This is a genomic window from Lysobacter sp. Hz25 (genome assembly GCF_046097045.1).
GTDB lineage: Bacteria > Pseudomonadota > Gammaproteobacteria > Xanthomonadales > Xanthomonadaceae > Lysobacter > Lysobacter antibioticus_B.
This window is the reverse complement of the sequence record NZ_CP175666.1, coordinates 1-18077: the sequence shown is the minus strand read 5'-3', so window position 1 is coordinate 18077 and position 18077 is coordinate 1. Positions and strand designations below refer to the sequence as shown.

The 18077-nt window shown below is 65.2% G+C and carries 18 protein-coding genes; 4 read left to right on the top strand and 14 right to left on the bottom strand.

Going from position 1 to position 18077, the window contains the following annotated elements; genetic code table 11:
* Window positions 1-7 precede the first annotated feature (7 nt).
* Window positions 8-745: an SIMPL domain-containing protein gene (locus tag ACKN61_RS00090; protein ID WP_408951751.1), complete on the bottom strand. Its 738-nt coding sequence runs from the start codon at window positions 743-745 to the stop codon at window positions 8-10.
* A 176-nt stretch (window positions 746-921) separates the two neighbouring features.
* Between ACKN61_RS00090 and cls the strand changes: the two genes are divergently transcribed.
* From cls to ACKN61_RS00070, 4 genes are all read left to right on the top strand, one after another.
* A complete protein-coding gene (gene cls / locus ACKN61_RS00085; protein WP_408951750.1) occupies window positions 922-2373 on the top strand; it encodes a cardiolipin synthase in 1452 nt (483 codons plus the stop codon).
* 181 nt (window positions 2374-2554) lie between these two features.
* Window positions 2555-2818 (top strand): hypothetical protein, encoded by a 264-nt coding sequence (locus ACKN61_RS00080; RefSeq protein WP_031374311.1) that lies wholly within the window; start codon window positions 2555-2557, stop codon window positions 2816-2818.
* A gap of 114 nt (window positions 2819-2932) precedes the next feature.
* Window positions 2933-3688 (top strand): pyridoxine 5'-phosphate synthase, encoded by a 756-nt coding sequence (locus tag ACKN61_RS00075; protein WP_408951749.1) that lies wholly within the window; start codon window positions 2933-2935, stop codon window positions 3686-3688.
* A 38-nt stretch (window positions 3689-3726) separates the two neighbouring features.
* Window positions 3727-3888 carry a hypothetical protein gene (locus tag ACKN61_RS00070; RefSeq protein ID WP_408951748.1) on the top strand — a complete coding sequence of 54 codons (162 nt, stop codon included), beginning with the start codon at window positions 3727-3729 and terminating at the stop codon, window positions 3886-3888.
* Window positions 3889-4670: 782 nt separating this feature from the next.
* Here ACKN61_RS00070 and ACKN61_RS00065 read toward each other — a convergent pair.
* The 13 genes from ACKN61_RS00065 to dnaA all read right to left on the bottom strand — a co-directional run bounded on the left by ACKN61_RS00065 (window position 4671) and on the right by dnaA (window position 18077).
* Window positions 4671-5075: an ExbD/TolR family protein gene (locus ACKN61_RS00065; RefSeq protein ID WP_408951747.1), complete on the bottom strand. Its 405-nt coding sequence runs from the start codon at window positions 5073-5075 to the stop codon at window positions 4671-4673.
* Between the two features lie 142 nt (window positions 5076-5217).
* A complete protein-coding gene (locus tag ACKN61_RS00060) occupies window positions 5218-5631 on the bottom strand; it encodes a biopolymer transporter ExbD (RefSeq protein WP_031374033.1) in 414 nt (137 codons plus the stop codon).
* 15 nt (window positions 5632-5646) lie between these two features.
* Window positions 5647-6060, bottom strand: a complete 414-nt coding sequence (locus tag ACKN61_RS00055) for a biopolymer transporter ExbD (RefSeq protein ID WP_031374034.1) — start codon at window positions 6058-6060, stop codon at window positions 5647-5649.
* 42 nt (window positions 6061-6102) lie between these two features.
* Window positions 6103-6852, bottom strand: a complete 750-nt coding sequence (locus ACKN61_RS00050) for a MotA/TolQ/ExbB proton channel family protein (RefSeq protein ID WP_031374035.1) — start codon at window positions 6850-6852, stop codon at window positions 6103-6105.
* A gap of 90 nt (window positions 6853-6942) precedes the next feature.
* A complete protein-coding gene (locus ACKN61_RS00045) occupies window positions 6943-7623 on the bottom strand; it encodes an energy transducer TonB (protein ID WP_036149770.1) in 681 nt (226 codons plus the stop codon).
* A 146-nt stretch (window positions 7624-7769) separates the two neighbouring features.
* Complete coding sequence (locus ACKN61_RS00040; RefSeq protein WP_408951746.1) at window positions 7770-8987, bottom strand: tetratricopeptide repeat protein; 1218 nt, start codon at window positions 8985-8987, stop codon at window positions 7770-7772.
* 136 nt (window positions 8988-9123) lie between these two features.
* Window positions 9124-9927: a M48 family metallopeptidase gene (locus tag ACKN61_RS00035; protein ID WP_408951745.1), complete on the bottom strand. Its 804-nt coding sequence runs from the start codon at window positions 9925-9927 to the stop codon at window positions 9124-9126.
* Window positions 9928-9994: 67 nt separating this feature from the next.
* Window positions 9995-10714 carry a lysostaphin resistance A-like protein gene (locus ACKN61_RS00030; protein ID WP_408951744.1) on the bottom strand — a complete coding sequence of 240 codons (720 nt, stop codon included), beginning with the start codon at window positions 10712-10714 and terminating at the stop codon, window positions 9995-9997.
* A gap of 76 nt (window positions 10715-10790) precedes the next feature.
* Entirely contained in the window at window positions 10791-13259 is a 2469-nt protein-coding gene (gene gyrB / locus ACKN61_RS00025) for a DNA topoisomerase (ATP-hydrolyzing) subunit B (RefSeq protein WP_408951743.1), read from the bottom strand.
* 172 nt (window positions 13260-13431) lie between these two features.
* Window positions 13432-13656, bottom strand: coding sequence for a hypothetical protein (locus tag ACKN61_RS00020; RefSeq protein WP_408951742.1), 225 nt, complete (start codon window positions 13654-13656; stop codon window positions 13432-13434).
* Window positions 13657-13895: 239 nt separating this feature from the next.
* The gene (gene recF, locus ACKN61_RS00015; RefSeq protein ID WP_408951741.1) at window positions 13896-14993 is read right to left on the bottom strand and encodes a DNA replication/repair protein RecF; all 1098 of its coding nucleotides are present in this window, start codon (window positions 14991-14993) and stop codon (window positions 13896-13898) included.
* 138 nt (window positions 14994-15131) lie between these two features.
* Entirely contained in the window at window positions 15132-16232 is a 1101-nt protein-coding gene (dnaN, locus tag ACKN61_RS00010; RefSeq protein WP_031374042.1) for a DNA polymerase III subunit beta, read from the bottom strand.
* A 510-nt stretch (window positions 16233-16742) separates the two neighbouring features.
* Window positions 16743-18077, bottom strand: a complete 1335-nt coding sequence (dnaA, locus tag ACKN61_RS00005) for a chromosomal replication initiator protein DnaA (protein WP_031374043.1) — start codon at window positions 18075-18077, stop codon at window positions 16743-16745.

Sequence of the window (18077 nt, the reverse complement as noted above, 5' to 3'; positions counted from 1 at the left end):
TGCCGGACTATTCGATCGCGAAGCTGGCGCTGACCGAGGCGGTGACGCTGATCTGGCCGACCGACAGGGTCTCGCCGTCCGAGGCTTCGCCGCCGCCGCTGTTCTGCATAACGTTCTGCACCATCTGGCCGCCGCTCATGCCACCACCCCAACGGCTGCCGCTGCGCCACCAGCCGCCGGAGTACGACTCCGACACGTTCAGCGCCGGCCCGCGCCGCACACCGAGCTCGGCCGCCAGCGCATCGGCTTTTTCCTTCGCCGCCTGCACCGCCAGGGCGCGCGCGGCATCGCGGTGCTTGCGCAGCTGCGAGGTGCGAAATTCGATGCCGTGGATGTATTGCACGCCGCTGGACAGCAGCCCGGTCAGCACGTTCTCCAGGTCGCCGATGCGGCTCAGCTTGATGCCGATGCTTTTGCGCACGATGTAGATCTGCGGCTTGGTGAACGAATAGTCGGAGTGGTAGGTCGGCTCGATGCTGATGAAATCGGTCTGCACGTCCCTGTCGGGCACGCCGCTGCGCTTGAGAAACGCCAGCGCCTTGGCGACGTTCTCGTCGTTGCTGCGCTTGGCCTGGTCGAGCTGGGCATGCCGCGATTCGACGCCGACATCGAGCAGGATCAGGTCCGGTACGACCTTGACCTCGGCCGAACCCGATACGTTGATGCTGCGCGGCTCGGACTCGGCGAAGGCCGGCGACAAGGGCAGGGCGAGCAGGGCGGCGGCGATGAGGAACCGGTGAATCATGGGAATCCTTCCTGTGGTTCTAACGGGCGATGCCGCATCCTACGTCGCCGATCGCGGCCGGTCTTTGCCCGCGTCGGCAGGCGCCGCCGCGATGCGGCCGGCGCCCGGGCTATGCCGGCCCGGGCCGGCGGGCTAGCCTAGGCCCGCGCGGCCGTGCCGGCGGCGCCGCTGCATCGATGGAGTTCCGACACGTGCTGGATCTGTTGCCCGACCTTTGGCGAGACCTGCTCGCCATTCCCCACCTCGGCCTGTATCTGACGATCGGCTGGGCGGTGTATCTGCTCGGGCTGGGTTTCTGGATCGTGCTGCAGAAGCGCGAGCCGGTGGCGACGATCAGCTGGCTGATCAGCCTGGCCGCGCTGCCCTACATCGGCTTCCTGATCTATTACTTCTTCGGCCCGTTGCGCATCCACCGCCAGCGCCTGCGCCGGGTGCGCGCCCGCGCCTCGCTGCCGGCGCCGCCGGCGGGCCTGACCCCGTCGCCGGAAGCGATCGAACTGGCCAAGCTCGGCCAGGCCACCACCGGCCTGCCGCCGACCACCGCGACCGACGTGCGCCTGCTGATCGACGGCGGCGCCAAGTACGCCGCGTTGCTGGCCGACATCGCCCAGGCGCGCGAGCACATCCACCTGGAGTACTACATCTATCTGCCCGATCGCACCGGCACCGCGCTGCGCGATGCCTTGATCGAGCGCGCCCGCGCCGGGGTCAAGGTGCGGCTGCTGATGGACGCGGTCGGCTCCGGCCAGACCTCGCGGCGCTTCCTCAAGCCCTTGCTCGAGGCCGGCGCCGAAGTGGCCTGGTTCCATCCGATGAAGCTGCGCTGGTTCTGGCGCCGGCCGTGGCTGAACCTGCGCACCCACCGCAAGATCGTCGTCATCGACGGCCGGGTGGGCTACACCGGCGGCATCAACATCACCGACGAAGAAGACGAGCGCCTGCGCGAGGACGCCTACCGCGATCTGCATCTGCGCCTGGAAGGCGACGTGGTGCGCGAGCTGGAACTGGTCTTCACCGAGGACTGGTGCTACGCCACCGGCCAGCCGCCGCTGAAGATGCAACACCCGCCGCCGCAACCCGGGCGCGTGGCCTCGCAAGTCGTCAGTTCCGGGCCGGACTCGCCCTGGGAAGCCATCCACCGCGTGCACGTCGGCGCGATCCACGCCGCGCAGCGCAGGGTCTGGCTGGTCACCCCGTATTTCGTGCCGAGCGAGGCCGCACGCATGGCCCTGACCTCGGCCGCGCTCGGCGGGCTCGACGTGCGCCTGCTGGTGCCCAAGCTCAGCGACAGCCGCCTGGTGACGTATGCGGCGCGCTCCTACTTCGACGAATTGCTCGATGCCGGGGTGAAGATCCACGAGTACGGCCCGCGCATGCTGCACAGCAAGGCGCTGCTGTGCGACGACAAGATGGCGATCATCGGCAGCGCCAATTTCGATCACCGCAGCTTCCGCCTCAACTTCGAGATCTCGGTGATGTTCTACAACGAGCAGCTCGCCAGCGAGCTGGCGACCCTGATTCAGGAAGAGTGTTCGCGCGCGCCGCGGGTGCGCCCCGACCGGGAACGTTCGCTGTGGCGCTCGCGCCTGCCCGAGGCCCTGGCCCGGCTGGTTTCGCCGCTGCTCTAGCCGTTTGTGCCGCCGGTCGCATCCGCCGGCGGCCCCAGCTGCCGCCGCCGCGGGTGCGCGCTACACTCGGCCTGGACCCGGCCGGAACCCTCCGTACCGGCCTTCCAACGCCGATCCCGGCCGGCAGGTCCGTCTCGGGACCCGCCTGTCCGGATTGAGATTTTTCAGGGAGCACGCCGCAATGCCTTGGGTTTACCTGCTGCTGGCCGCCGCCGCCTTCGTGCTGGCGTTGAAAACCACCTCGCCGGGGATCCTGGCCGTGAGCCTGTTGGCCGCACTCGGCCTGATGATCGCCGGCGTGATGAGTCTGCTCGCACGGCGCCTGGACAACACCAGCCGCGACGTGTCCTCGATCGTCGACCCGATGGAACTGCGTCGCCTGCGCGAGCAGGCCGAGGCACGCAAGCTCGCTGCGTCGTCGCAGTCGGAATCCTCGCCGAACTGACGCCGCGCCTCCGGTCCGGCCGTGTCGGACCGGACCGGACGCAATCCGGCGGCATCGCCCAGCCAAGCGCCCGACCACTCGCCGTGTTTGACGCGGCGCGCTACGCTTCGCGTCATGACCGCCCTCAGTGTCAACGTCAACAAGATCGCCGTGCTGCGCAATTCGCGCGGCGGCGGCGAACCCGATGTGCGCCGCGCCGCGCAGGCCTGCCTCGATGCCGGCGCCCACGGCATCACCGTGCACCCGCGTCCCGACGCCCGCCATATCCGCGCCGACGATGTCTACGCGCTCGCCGAACTGACCCGCGCCCGCGACGTCGAATTCAACATCGAAGGCAATCCGTTCGCACCGCCGCGCGCAGGCTACCCCGGCCTGCAGGCCCTGTGCCGGGCGACGCTTCCGGCCCAGGTCACCCTGGTTCCCGACGGCGACGACCAACTCACTTCCGACCACGGCTTCGATTTCGAACGCGACGGCGAGCGGCTGCGCCCCTTGATCGCCGAACTCGCCGAGCTCGGCTGCCGCGTCAGCGTATTCGCCGACGCCGACCGCGACGGCATCGAACGCGCCGCCGAACTCGGTGCCGCGCGGGTCGAGCTCTACACGGGTCCTTATGCCGAAGCCTTCGACGGCGGCGACCTCGACACCGCGTTGCAGACCTTCGCCGCCGCCGCCCGCCGCGCGCAAGCCGCCGGCCTGGGCGTCAACGCCGGCCACGACCTCAGCCAGGCCAACCTCGGCGCCTTCCTGCGAGGCGTCCCGAACGTCCTGGAAGTGTCGATCGGCCATGCCCTGATCGGCGAAGCCTTGTATCAAGGTTTGGATGCGGCGGTGCGTGGATATCTAGACGTGATCGCGAAGGCGCGTTGAGCGGTTCGTAGTCTTGTAGCGGCGCGCGGGGAGGGCGCGTGCGCGCCGCGACCGCGCTGCTTCGGTCTCGCGGCGTCTCGCTCAAGCAAGATCCAGATCCAGATCAAACGCCAAAAGCTTCCGCCACTAAAGCGGCGGGTAACTTTCTTTTGTCTAAAGCAACAAAAGAAAGTCACCAAAGAAAAATGCTTTTGCTTTGAATCACAGGCCCGCACGTTCGATGCCGACGCAGGGATTTTTCATACGGGACATCCCTGTCCCGATGAAAAACGGCCCGCATCCCTGCGCGCCGCCCTCCGGGTCTTCTATAGCCTTCGCTAGTTCGAGGCGACGCACAGCAACGGCAACGGCAACGGCAACGGCATAATCCTAATGACAGCGGCAGTGGTAGCTTTATCGCCGCTGTATCTGTTGCTGTTGCTACTGCTGTTGCTACTGCTGTTGCTGTTGCTGTTGCTGTTGCTGTTGCTGTTGCCTTGAAAGCTTGGCGCAGTTTCGAACTTGCGATGCAACCGTAGACCCGAAGGGCGGCGCACAGGACGTGCGCCGTTTTTCGATAAGACAGGGACGTCTTATCGAAAAATCCCGGCGACAGCACCGCACTCGTGGCCTGTGCCCTTGCAAGGAGAGCCCTTTTCTTTGGTTACCTTTCTTTTGGGCTTAGCAAAAGAAAGTAACCCGGCCGCGTCAGCGGACGGAAGCTTTGCTTTTGATAGACGCGCCACAAGAGCATCACATCGCGGTCGCGGCTTACGCCGCTCCTACCCTGCGAAAGTACGCCGTTTCGACGAGCGACGACGGCATTGTCACCTCTGCGAATCCCTTGGTCGCGGCTCACGCCACTCCTGCAGAAGGTTAGCGCCGTTGCAGGCGCAGGACCGAAATAACGCAGTCGCCACGCGAGGCCATGAAAAACGGCCGCCCTCGCAGGCGGCCGTCCCGTCTCGCACCGATGCGACCGATCGGCCCATGCAAACAGCGATCAACGCGTCGAGATATTGCTCAAACCGCTGTCGCGCGCAGCCGAAATCGCATGGGTGAATCCCTGGTAATCGGCATCGGCGTTCGCACCAACCTCGAGCACGGTGTCGGGCGAGGCCACCGCCAACGCCTTCAACGCGGCCGGCAGCTCGGTCGCCGACAGGCTGCGGCCGTCGAGCTCGAAGCTCCCGTCCTGCTCGACGATCAGCATTGCCTTGGGCGCCACCGGCACCGGCTTGTCGCTGGGGATGGGCAGGCTCAGGTTCAATTGCCCGGTCAGCACGGGCGCGGTGACCATGAAGATGATCAACAACACCAGCAGCACATCAACCAGGGGCGTGACGTTGATTTCGGCGACGACCTCGTCGTTGCGGTACGCGGAAACGGAGTAAGCGGAGCCGGCCATAAGCACCTCCATCCTGGGGCGGGACGCCCGGCTTCACGTTAAGCCCGTCACAGTTCGTCGCGCAAGAGGGGGCGATCGCGCATAAAAAAACGCCGCCCGGTGGGCGGCGTTCTCACGACGGTAAGCGTCGGTTTCGCAAGAATTACTTCTGGACGAAACCGATCTTTTTCATGTCTGCGTTTTTGGCGTAAGCCAGCACCTTGGCGAGGATGCCGTATTCGGCGTCTTCGTTGGTGTCGATTTCTAGCAGAGGTTGATTGGTGGGATCGCGTTGAACCGTTTCCTTCATCATCCCCGGGATCGCCTGCAGCGGCGTCGGGTTGTCGTTCCAGAACACCTGGCCAGTCGAATCGATCCGCAGCGCGATCGGCGGCGGCGGCTCCTGCGTCTGGGGCGGCGGGTTCAACGTCGGTTGCGGCAGGTTGACGTCGATCGGGTAAGACACCGTGGGCGCCGTGACCATGAAGATGATCAGCAGCACCAACAGCACGTCGACCAGCGGGGTCACGTTGATGTCGGAGATCGCGCCGCTATCGGAGTTGTTGCTGAAAGCCATGTGCTCGGTCTCCGATTAACGTTCTTTGATCGCGATGAAGCCGACCTTGCGCATGCCCTGCCTCTGCGCAATCGTCACCACTTCATTGACCACGCGGTACTTCGTGGTGCGGTCGCCGCGGACGTTGATCTGCGGCTGCGGGGTCTTCTGCGCTTCGACCGAAAGACGGCTCTCCAGCTGGTCGCGGGTGATCGGCTCGTCGTTCCAATACAGCGAGCCGCTCTCCTGGATCGCCAAGGTGATCGGCGGAGTCTTGGGCGGCTCCTCCGTCTTGGTGAGAGTGGCTTCGGGCAGCTTGATTTCGACCTTATGGGTCATCAGCGGCGCGGTGATCATGAAGATGATCAGCAGCACCAGCATCACGTCCACGAGGGGCGTGACGTTGATGGTGGCCATCGGGCCGTTGTCGTTGCCTGTACTGAAGGCCATGTCCGAACTCCAACTACGCTAAATGAGAGGCGTCAGTGTTGATTAGCGCTTGTTCGACAGTTCGCCGACGCGCGAGCCGGTGGCGAAGAAGTCGTGCAGGTCGTGGGCGAAGGTGTCGAACTTGTTGTTCGTGACACGGTTCAGACGCACGAAGAAGTTGTAGGCGAGCACGGCCGGGATCGCGACGAACAGACCGATCGCGGTCATGATCAGCGCTTCGCCCACCGGGCCGGCAACGGCCTGGATCGAGGACTCGCCGCTGGCGCCGAGGCGGAGCAGGGCGTGGTAGATGCCCCAGACCGTACCGAGCAGACCGACGAACGGAGCGGTCGAGCCGACGGTGGCGAGCACGGTCAGACCGGCTTCCAGACGCGAGCTCTCGCGGGTCACGGCCTGACGCAGGGCGCGATCGACGAACTCCGAGCGGTTCAGCGACTCGACCAGACGCGAACCTTCGTGGCGCTGGTGGTGAGCGGCGGCCTGGGCGGCGTCGAGGGCGATCTTGGAGAACGGTTCGCTGCGCGACTGTTCTTCCATGTAGCGGATCGCGTCCTGGGCGTTCGGGGTTTCCCAGAACGTGCTGACGACGCGGTCGGAAGAGCCGCGCAGGCGCAGATTCTTAACGAAATTGATGACGATCCAGTAGACCGACAGAACCGACATCAGCGTGAGCGTGATGAACACGATCCAGCCGACGAGGTCGAAGTTCTGCAACAGATGCGAAAAGCTCATCTGCTGAAGCGCTTCAGCGTTGGAGCCTCCGGCGGCGGCGGTGGTGGTTTGCTGCAGCATGACGCTTACCTTTGAATGTCGTGGAAAGGAAAGAAGGTATTACGAAGAAGCGGTGTTCATCAGGCGGGACAACAGTCGCGCCGACCCCGATCAGGTCGGCGGGACGAAATCGACGGGAACGCGGACGCGGCTGGCGACCGGTTGACCGTTGCGCACTTCAGGGTTGAAGCGCCACTTGCGGGCAGCGTCCATGGCCGCGCGATCCAGATTGCGGTTACGGCTGGATTTTTCGACCTGCACGTCCATGACGTTGCCCTGGGCGTCGATGCTGATGACCAGGACTACGGTACCGCCTACGCCCTGACGGGCTTCGGTCGGCGGGTACTTCGGCGGATTCAGGCGACGCGAGGACGGATCGACGCTGGAGCCGATGTCGCTGGCGGCCGTCGGCGGCGCAGGCGGAGCCGGCGGCGGCGCAGGCGGGTCGATCGGACTCGGGTCCAGATTCTCGACCGGCGGCTGGTCCGGCGGCGGGGGAGTCGGGGTCGGTCGCGGCGGGGACAGTTCCTTCGGAGGCTGCTTGAGCTCCTTGGGCGGTTCCGGCGGCGGCGGCGGCGGCGGCGGGGGCGGCGGCGGAGGCTTGATGATGTTGACCATCGTCACCTGCTCTTCGTCCTGCTGCTGGGCAGGTGGCGTCATTGGGGCCAGCAACAACAGGAGCGCCGCGGCATGCACAGCGATCGCGCAGGTGATACCGGCAATACGTGCCCAGTTCAACCCTTCGCGGTCGTTGTCATCTTTCCTAACTTGGAGTTCGAGGTCTTGCGTCATGCCGTCAGCTCGGGAGGTGTTTCCGGACGCCAGGGCGCCTCGGGCCATCGTTCGGTTCCTGCAACCGTTTCCAGTCGCGGGAACCTCCTAGCATATACCAAACCGCGTCACAGGTTCCAAGCGCGGTTGGGCATCTCTTTGCTGAATTACTTGCCTTTCAGCGCGAGAATCTTGTTGGCGTCGTCGGGCTTTTTAACGCCCTTCGCTATCGCCTGCTTGGCGGCTTCCTTTGCCTCGGGAATGCGATCCTCTTGCCACAGAACACGGGCGAGATTCAGGTACGTCTCACCATCCGGTGCGAGAGGAGCCGCTTTCTTGTACGCGTCGATCGACTTCGCAGTCTGATCGGAGAAGTAGTAGGACTGGGCCAGCGCCACGTAGGCCTGGTAGTCCGGCTTGAGGACGCCCTTCTCGAGGCCCTCGGTGATCACGCCGGCCGCTTCCTTCTCCTTGCCATCCAGATTCAGATAGGTGGCATAGAGCTGACGGTAGTCCTTGTCTTCGGTGAACTGACCGGCGGCGCGGACCTTTTCCAGCACGACGGCGGCCTTGTCGAGCATGTCGGCCTGCGAATACACCGCGGCGACATTCATCTGGGCGCGCTTGTCGTTCGGGGTCTTGGCGGCGATCGCCTCGGCGATCTTGGCCGCGTCGGCACCCTGATTGTTCTCAATGTAGCTGGCCATCAGCAACTGCTGCCATTCGACCTTCGGCTCGGGCGAGGCGTCGATGGCTTGCTTGATCGCCTTGGCGGCGTCCGGATAACGCTCTAGACGGTACAGGGCGTTGCCGCGCACGATCAGGTGCTCGGGCTTGGTGCTCTTGGTTTCCGCCAGGAAGCGATCGGCCGTCGCCAGCGAATCGGCGTACTGGTCTTCCTGCAGCTGCAGCTGGGCCATCATGAACATCGCGCCGAAATGGCCGTTGTTGTCGAGGCCGTTGAATTCCAGCGCTTGCTTGAGATAGGCGATCGCGGCCTTGCTGTCGTCGCCGTCGTAGGCGAGCTGGGCGCCGATCTGCGCGGCGAACGAACGCTCGTAAGCGTTGAAGGCGGTGTTGGCGATGATTTCGTCGGCGACGGCGCGGGCTTCGGCAGCCTTTTCCTTGTCGTAGAACTCCATCATCTTCTGCAGCTTGGCGCCGCCCTTCGACGAAGCCTTCGCGTCGGGCGCGGTGCGCGTCGCGTTCGGGAACTGGTTCTCGGCCTTGGCGGTGCTGCCCTTGCTGCTTTCCTTGTTGGCGCGGCGCTGCGCATTGCGCTCGGCCATGCTCTGCGCGTTGACCTGGGAGACTGCGCCGAAGACCAGCGTCACGCCGATCGCGGCGGCCAGCAGGGTGCTACGGCGGGTGGGTTGCTTGTTCATGTACTCACCTCAGAGAGACTCAGCGGCCGCAGGCGGGTGGCCTTGTGGCGGAACGGCGCAAGGCCAAGGGGCCGTCACGCTAACAGAAACTTGGGGCCGCGCGATACGGGTTAAGACCGCCATTTTCACCTGGATTTCATCCACACTTCGGCGTACGGCCGGAGGCGCGGGCCTGCTCGAAGGTGGGAATCAAGGCCCCGGCGCGAGCGTTCAGCTCCTGGATGCGCGATTGCGGGTCGGGGTGGGTAGAGAGCCATTGCGGTGGCCGCGAAGCACTCGCGGCGATCATGTTCTGCCACAGGTTCACGGCCTGGCGCGGGTCGTAACCGGCCTGCGCCATCAGCCGCTGGCCGACCACGTCGGCCTCGCTTTCCTGGGTGCGCGAGCCCGGCAGCAGGAACGCCGTCTGCAGGGCCGCGCCGCCGAGCTGGTTGGTGGCGTTGACCGCCCCCTCGCCGTAGCGCGAGCCGACCAGGCTGCCGAGGATGCCCAGGCCGACCTGGGCGCTCATTTGCCGGGTGATGCGTTCGTCGTGATGGCGCGAAACCACGTGGCCGATCTCGTGGGCGATTACCGCCGCGAGCTGGTCCTGGTTCTTGGCGACGGTGAAGATGCCGGTGTTGACGCCGACCTTGCCGCCCGGAAGGGCGAAGGCATTCGGCGAATTATCGGCGAACAGGGCCACGTCCCAGTTCGCCTGCCAGCCTTGCGGCAACTGCTGGGTAATCGAGCTCACCACGCAGCGCACATAGGCGTTCTGGCGCGAGTCGGTGCTCAGGCGCTGCTTGCTCTTGGCCTCCTCGAAGGCCCTGGCGCCCATCAGGTTGAGCTGCTCCTGCGACACCGCACCGATGTGCTGGGTACGCCCGGTCGGCGAAGTCGTGGTGGCGCAGGCGGTCACCACGGCGGCGACCGAAAGCGCAAACAGGATGCGTTTCATGACGATTCCCCAGTACGAACCAACTTTGTAGCGCCGTCTGGATTAATACTTCGTCAACGAGGGTGGCTTAAAGGCTTGCAAAAAGCGCCGTACCTGCCACCAGGTTGTTGAGCGCATGCACCGCATAGGCCGCCCACAAGGTGCCGGTGCGCCGGTAGGTGGCGGCGAATACCGCGCCCATGAAGGCGTACACCGCCCACAACATCAGCATGTTCCAGCCCTGGCTGGCGCCGAGCCCGGGCGGCTCATGGACCAGTGCGAAGGCGATCGAGCTCAGCGCCAGGCCGAGCCCGGGCCGCCCCGCGGCCCACAGACGGCCGAACAGTACCCGCCGGAACAGCAATTCTTCGTAGGCCGGCGCGATCAGCACGGCGAAGATCAACAACAGAAACGGATGTTTGGCGACCGCTTCGGCGAGCACCAGGTTGCTCGGCGTCATCTCGACCTGCAGCTGCTGCGCGAGCAGGCCGACCAGCATGCTGAAACCGGTGGTCGCGAGCAGGGCCACCAGGATCGCGAGCCAGGTCGATTTTCGCCACAGGGCGCGCCACGAGGCAGCGCATTCCTCGCGCGTCGCCCGGCGACGCAAAAGATAAACCGTCGATGCGCCCAGGCCGGTGCCGACCAGGGTGATCGCGATCATCGCATCGGAGCCGGCGTCCATTTCGACCGGGACGCCGCGCAGGCCTTGCAACAGTCCCCACAGCACACCGCCGATCATGACGAATGCGGCGAGCAACACCACCGACAGCAGCAAGTCGATCGCGAATCCGGCGACGCTGCCCAACCATCCGCGGCGCGTCGTCGCCGGCGAGGGCGACGACGCGGGGATCAGATCCGCAACCGGATCAGACGCCGCCGGATCAGACGTCGAGATTGGCCACCTTCAGCGCGTTGTCTTCGATGAACTCGCGGCGCGGTTCGACCACATCGCCCATCAAGGTGCTGAAGATCTGATCGGCGGCGACGGCGTCTTCGATGCGCACCTGCAGCAGGCGACGCGTTTCCGGATTGACCGTGGTGTCCCACAGCTGCTCGGGGTTCATTTCGCCCAGACCCTTGAATCGCTGGATAGCGCGGCCTTTTTTGGCTTCTTCGAGCAACCAGGCCTGGGCCTGGGCGAAGCTGGTGACCGCCTGCGCGCGGTTGCCGCGCACGATCTGCGCGCCTTCGCGCACCAGGCCGTGCAGCATCGACGCCGCTTCGCGCAGCGAACGCAACTCGCCGCCTTCGAACGCCGACAACGGCAACACCTGGATCAGCTGCTGGCCCATGTGATTGCGCGTGACCAGCAACGCGGCCTGGCGGGTTTCGTTGGCCGGATGCAGTTCCAGCGCGTAACGCGGCTTGCCCAGGCCGGTCTGGTTGAGACGCTTTTCGAGCAGGTCGAGTTCGTGGCGCTCGTCGACGTTGGCCAGCAAATGCGCGGTGTCGAGCGGGGTGAAATCGATCAGCGCCTGCAGCACGTTCGGATCGTAGCGATGCGCGTTGCGGGCGATGGTTTCGCGCGCACTGGCGTAAGCCAGCAGCAACTTCTCCAGCGCCGCGCCTTCGATCGGCGGTTCGCCGGCGGCCGGAATCAGCCCGGCGCCTTCGACCGCGTTGCCGGCGAGGTAAGCGTCAAGCGCGGCATCGTCCTTGAGGTAGAGCTCGTTCTTGCCCTGCTTGATCTTGTACAGCGGCGGCAGGCCGATGTAGATGTGGCCGCGCTCGATCAGCTCGGGCATCTGCCGGTAGAAGAACGTCAGCAGCAGGGTGCGGATGTGCGAGCCGTCGACGTCGGCGTCGGTCATCAGGATGATGCGGTGATAGCGCAGCTTGTCCGGGTTGTACTCGTCCTTGCCGATGCCGGTGCCGAGCGCGGTGATCAGGGTGCCGACTTCGGCGCTGCCGAGCATGCGGTCGAAACGCGCGCGCTCGACGTTGAGGATCTTGCCCTTGAGCGGGAGGATCGCCTGGGTCTTGCGGTTACGGCCCTGCTTGGCCGAGCCGCCTGCGGAGTCGCCCTCGACGATGAACAGTTCGCTGAGCGCCGGGTCCTTCTCCTGGCAGTCGGCGAGCTTGCCGGGCAGGCCGGCGATGTCGAGCGCGCCCTTGCGGCGGGTCAGGTCGCGCGCCTTGCGCGCGGCTTCGCGGGCGCGGGCGGCGTCGATGATCTTGCCGGTGATGGCACGGGCTTCGTTGGGGTGTTCCTGAAGGAACTCCTCCAAACGTGCACCGAACGTGCTCTCAACGACCGGGCGTACCTCGGAACTGACCAATTTTTCCTTGGTCTGCGAGGAAAAGCTCGGGTCCGGCACCTTGACTGACAGCACCGCGATCATGCCTTCGCGCATGTCGTCGCCCGACAGGGCGATCTTGGCCTGCTTGGCCAGGCCGCTCTGTTCGATGTAGTTGGTCAGGGTGCGGGTGAGGGCGGCGCGGAACCCGATCAGGTGGGTGCCGCCGTCCTTCTGCGGAATATTGTTGGTGAAGCAGAACATCGTCTCCTGGTAGGAGTCGGTCCACTGCAGCGCCACGTCGACGGTGATGCCGTTCTGCTCGCCCGACACCGAGATCACGTTCGGGTGCAACGGCGTCTTGAGCTGGGCCAGATGCTCGACGAAGGAGCGGATGCCGCCCTCGTACTGGAACAGGTCGCGGCGGCCTTCGCCACGCTCGTCGATCAGGGTGATCTTGACCCCGGAATTCAGGAACGACAGCTCGCGCAGGCGCTTGGCCAGGATGTCGTAGTGGAATTCGACGTCGGTGAAGATTTCCACGGCCGGCTTGAAGCGCAGCAGGGTGCCGCGCTTGCTCGAGGCCTCGAGCTGCTTGAGCGGGTAGATCGGCTCGCCGAGGGCGTATTCCTGCTGGTACTGGTGACCGTCGCGCCAGATGTTCAGCCACAGGTGCTCGGACAGGGCGTTGACCACCGACACGCCGACGCCGTGCAGACCGCCGGACACCTTGTAGCTGTTGTCGTCGAACTTGCCGCCGGCATGCAGCACGGTGAGGATCACCTCGGCCGCGGACACGCCTTCTTCCTTGTGGATGTCGACCGGAATGCCGCGACCGTTGTCGTAGCAGGAAACCGAACCGTCTTCGTGCAAGGTGACGATGACATCGTCGGCATGACCCGCCAGCGCTTCGTCGATGGCGTTGTCGACGACCTCGAAGACCATGTGGTGCAGGCCGGTGCCGTCGTGGACGTCGCCGATGTACATGCCCGGGCGCTTGCGCACGGCCTCGAGACCGCGCAAGACGGTGATCTTGCTGGAGTCGTAGGTCTGCGATTGCGGGGCCGGGGCGGAGGTCGGATCTTGCGAGGGGTCGTGCTCGGTGTTGGTCATTGCGTCAACAGGCTCCGACGACGCGCTGCCGGCGAGGGCGCCGGACGCGTCGAGACACAGTAAAGAAGTGATCGAAGTATAGCAGGCGGGGCGTACGGCCCCGCGCTACGACGGACGCGGCGCCGGAGCGCCGGGTGGGTGGCGCTCGCCCCTGGAACGGGCTCCGAGGCGCTTACAGCGCCGTCCAGGCCTCTGAGATGGTGGCAAAGCCGGGGTTTTTAAAGCCGGCGCAGGAGATGAGGCTCCATGTTTCACGTGGAACATGGGTTGCAACGGAGGTTTTGCGTCTTGGGCCGGCTTTGGCCCGCTCTAGACGAGTTTTTAGCGGTTCGTAGCCGCGGTCAAAGCCTGGCGGAAACCGTTGGGCGGCGGCGATGGTCAGGAACACGAGGTCCACGCCCTCTCAACACGCCCCCTCGAGCGGCAGCATTCTCGGCTGGGGCCGCGCGAAGCGGCCGGTCGTCTGCGCCCGGGGCCGCATCCGGGCGCTGCGAACAAGGCGGCACCCCAGTCTCCGGACTACTAGGCCGCACGGTCGAAGCCCCCTGCAGCCGGAAGCCGCGAGCCCTCTATGTCGAAGGCCTCGATCCGCCCACTCCCGATAGGGGATCCTCAGCGCGTTCCGAATGTCTTGGATCAGCCCGACTGTGGGAGCTCGCCCAGCAATCCATGTTCCACGTGGAACCTGGTCAGCGCGACCTGCATCGAGGCCAATGCCGGCGGCGGGTCGGTACCGGTGATGAAAACCTGGGCCTTCGAGGCCAACAGGCGTTCCAGCACCCGTTGCTGATGATTCCGGTCCAGCTCGGAGGCTAGATCGTCCAGGGCCACCACCGGCCATTCGCCGCGGATCGCGGCATGGTGTTCGGCCTGGGCCAGCAGAGCGCACAACGCAGTGAGCTTGGCTTGGCCGCGCGACAAGGCCTCGCGGCCGGGCAGGCCGCCGAAGGCGATGCGCCAGTCGGCCCGATGCGGGCCGACCGAGGTGTAGCCGGCCAGTTGGTCGCGTTCGCGGGCCAGCAGCAAAGCGTCGGCGAGCGGAAATTCTTCCCGGCGCCAGCCCGGCAGGTAATCCAGGCGCACCGCCCCGAGCCCCGGCGCCAGTTCGGCGGCCAGGGTGGAGAACTTCGGCTGCAGTTCGTCGAGGTATTGGTGGCGACGCCGGGTCAGGGGCTCGCCGGCCTCGGCGAGCTCGTGATCCCAGGCATCGAGCTGGCCGTCGCGGGCCCGCGCCTTGAGCAGGGCGTTGCGCTGCTTCAGGGCTCGGGTATAGCGCCGCCACAGCGGAGTGAAGTCAGGTTCCACGTGGAACAACCCCCAATCCAGATAGCGGCGGCGGATCTCGCCGGCTCCGGTGATCAGGGAATGGCTGCCGGGCTCGAAACTGACCACGGCCAAGGCCGCGCACAGTTCGCCGAGCTGGGACACCGACGCGCCGTCGAGGCGGCCGACCCATTCCTGGCCGCTGTGGCGCAGTCCGGCCTTGCGACGCGGCTCGCGACGCGCCTCCTGCCATTCGACGAAGACTTCGAGCGCCGGGTCGCCGGCCCGGATCAGGCCATCGCGCACACGGCCCCGGAAACTGCGGCCATAAGCCATCAGATGCAGGGCTTCGAGCAGGCTGGTCTTGCCCGCACCGTTCTCACCGGTAATCAGGTTGATTCCAGGAGCCGGCAGCAGGCTGACTTCGGCGAAACGCCTGAATCCACGGGCTTCCAGACGGGTGACATGCATCGGCAGATGATCGCAGAAGGGGAGGGCCGGCAGTTGGGCAGGCGATCCGAAAGCCACAAACGGACACGCCCGGACTGGCCGGGCGTGTGATGTTCCACGTGGAACCGAGCGGTTGGCCCGATTCTGTTGCGCTTGCCGTTACAGGCGCAGCGGCATCACGACATGGCGGCAACGCTCGTTCGAAGCCTCGCGCACCAGGGCCGAGGAGTTCGCGTCGCGCAGCGCCAGGATCACGTGCTCGTCGCGCAATGCGGTGAGGGCATCGAGCAGGTAGTTGACGTTGAAGCCCACGGCCAGGTCGTCGACCTTGGTGTCGGCTTCCACTTCTTCCTGCGCTTCTTCCTGTTCCGGGTTGTGCGCGCTGATCTTGAGCTGGCCCGGCGAGACCTCGATGCGCACGCCGCGGTACTTCTCGTTCGACAGGATCGCCGCACGCTGCAGGGACGCACGCAGGATTTCGCGCTCGATCTTGACCTCGCGGTCGGCGCCGATCGGGATCACCGCTTCGTAATCCGGGAAACGGCCGTCGATGAGCTTGCTGGTGAAGGTGACATCGTCACGCTTCACCCGGATGTGGCCGCGACCCATCTCGAGTTCGACTTCGCGATCGCCGCCTTCGAGCAGACGCTGCAATTCCTGCACGCCCTTGCGCGGCACGATGATCTGGCGCTTGGTCTGCGCATTGCCTTCGTACGGCGCTTCGCACAGGGCGAGGCGGTGTCCGTCGGTGGCGACGCAGCGCAGGCTGTTCTCGCGCAGGTCGAACAACAGGCCGTTGAGGTAATAGCGCACGTCCTGCTGGGCCATCGCGAACGCGGTGCGTTCGATCAGCTCCTTGAGGGCGGCTTCCGGCACCCGGACCCGTTCGGTCGCTTCGACTTCGTCGATCGACGGGAAGTCGTTGGCCGGCAGGCTGGCGAGCGTGAAGCGCGACCGTCCTGCCTGGACCGTGACCTTCTCCGCCGTCTGCGAAACGGTGACCTTGCTGCCGTCCGGAAGCGCTCGAATGATCTCGAACAGCTTGCGTGCCGGAATCGTGGTTTCGCCGTCCTTCGCATCGTCGACCGCGACCCGCGAAATCATTTCGACTTCGAGATCGGTACCGGTCAGCGAGAGCTGCCCGTCCTTGACCTGCACGAGCAGGTTGGCCAGGACCGGCAAGGTCTGCCGGCGTTCGACGACGTTGACCACTTGGGCCAACGGCTTGAGAAAGACTTCGCGTTGCAGGCTGAAACGCATGCGGACCCCTTGCCCGTCGGTGGGCCTAAGCCCATTACTAAAGAGATGTATAAATCAAAAGCTTGGTGGTGATGGTGTAGCGAAAAACGCTGGAGAAGTCATTTAAGCAATTGATTTAAAAGCGGTTTTCGGTACTTCAAAAGCGGGTAGAACTGGCCCTGGGCATGCGGTACATCCTGTGGATAAAAAGGGCGCCGATGGGCGGCCACTGACTTGTCCACAGTTTGTACGACTTTCATCCCCCGAGTTATGCCTTTCGCAACAAACACTTACCGATTACCTTGTGTCTCGTCGCAGCGCGGACCGTCTTGCAAGCGGTAGCGGTGGCGACAACTCAAGCGTTCCAGGCAGGCATCCGCTGGCAGGGTCCCGGTTTAGGCGAACGAGGCGGATGACGGGCATCCGGACCACGAACGTCGGTACCGAACTCTCGCGGTTTACGACGACACGATCGAGCGGTGTTGCGTTCCCATCGGGTGAGCGCGGACCGCGGATGCGGTCCGGGCGGCCTCACTCGCTGAGCTTGCGAATCAACTTGTCCCAATCCTCACGCAGCTTGCCGTCGGTTTCCATCAAGGTGCGGATCTGCCGGCAGGCATGCAACACGGTCGTGTGGTCGCGACCGGCGAAGGCATCGCCGATCTCCGGCAACGAGTGCTCGGTCAGTTCCTTGGTCAGCGCCATGGCGACCTGACGTGGACGAGCGAGCGAGCGCGTACGCCGTTTCGACAACAAGTCCTTGATCTGAAGGCCGTAGTAGTCTGCCACGGTCTTCTGGATGTTGGGGATGCCGATCGCCTGCTGCTGCGCACGCAGCAGATCGCGCAGGGTTTCCTGGGCGAACTCGGTGGTGATCGCGCGGCCGGTGAAGTTGGCGCGGGCGGTCAGCGTGTTGAGCGCGCCTTCCAGGTCGCGCACGTTCGAGCGCATCTTCTTGGCCAGCAGGAATGCGACTTCCTCGGGCACCGCGGCGCCGCGTTCCTTGGCCTTGGAGATCACGATCTGGGCGCGGGTCTCGAAGTCCGGCGGCTCGATCGCGACCGACAGGCCCCAGGCCAGGCGCGACTTCAGCCGCGGCTCCAGGCCTTCGACTTCGCGCGGATAGCGATCGCAGGTCAGGATGATCTGCTGCTTGCCGTCGAACAGCGCATTGAAGGTATGGAAGAACTCTTCCTGGGTGCGGTCCTTGCCGGCGAAGAACTGGATGTCGTCGATCAGCAGCGCGTCGACGCGCTGGAACTGACGCTTGAACGCATCCATGGTCTTGTCCTGCAACGCCTTCATCATCGCGCTGAAAAACTGCTCCGAACGCAGGTACATCACCCGCATCGCCGGATTGGCGTCGCGCATGGCGTTGCCGGCGGCGAACATCAGATGGGTCTTGCCCAGGCCGGTGCCGCCGTACAACAGCAACGGGTTATGGGCGCGTTCGCCGGGTTTCTGCGCCGCCTGCCAGGCCGCGGCGCGGCCGAGCTGGTTGCTGCGGCCTTCGACGAAGTTGTCGAAGGTGTAGTGATTGTCGAGGTTGCCCTGGAACGGCTCGGGCGGCGCGACCGGACGCGGCGCGCTGACCGCGATCTCCGATTCGCGCGCCACCGCCGGCACCGCCCGCGGCAGCGAACCGATCTCGAGGCTGACCTCGCCGCTGCCGGCGAAATACGACAGCAACTCGCGAATACGGCCCAGGTAACGTTCGCGCACGTGTTCGACCACGAACGCGTTCGGCGCATACAGCACGGTGACGTCGTCGCGTCGCGTCGCCTGCAGCGGTTTCAACCAGGTATGTACATCCTCGACCGGAAATTCGGCTTCGAGGCGTTCGAGGCAGCGGGGCCAGGCTTCCAT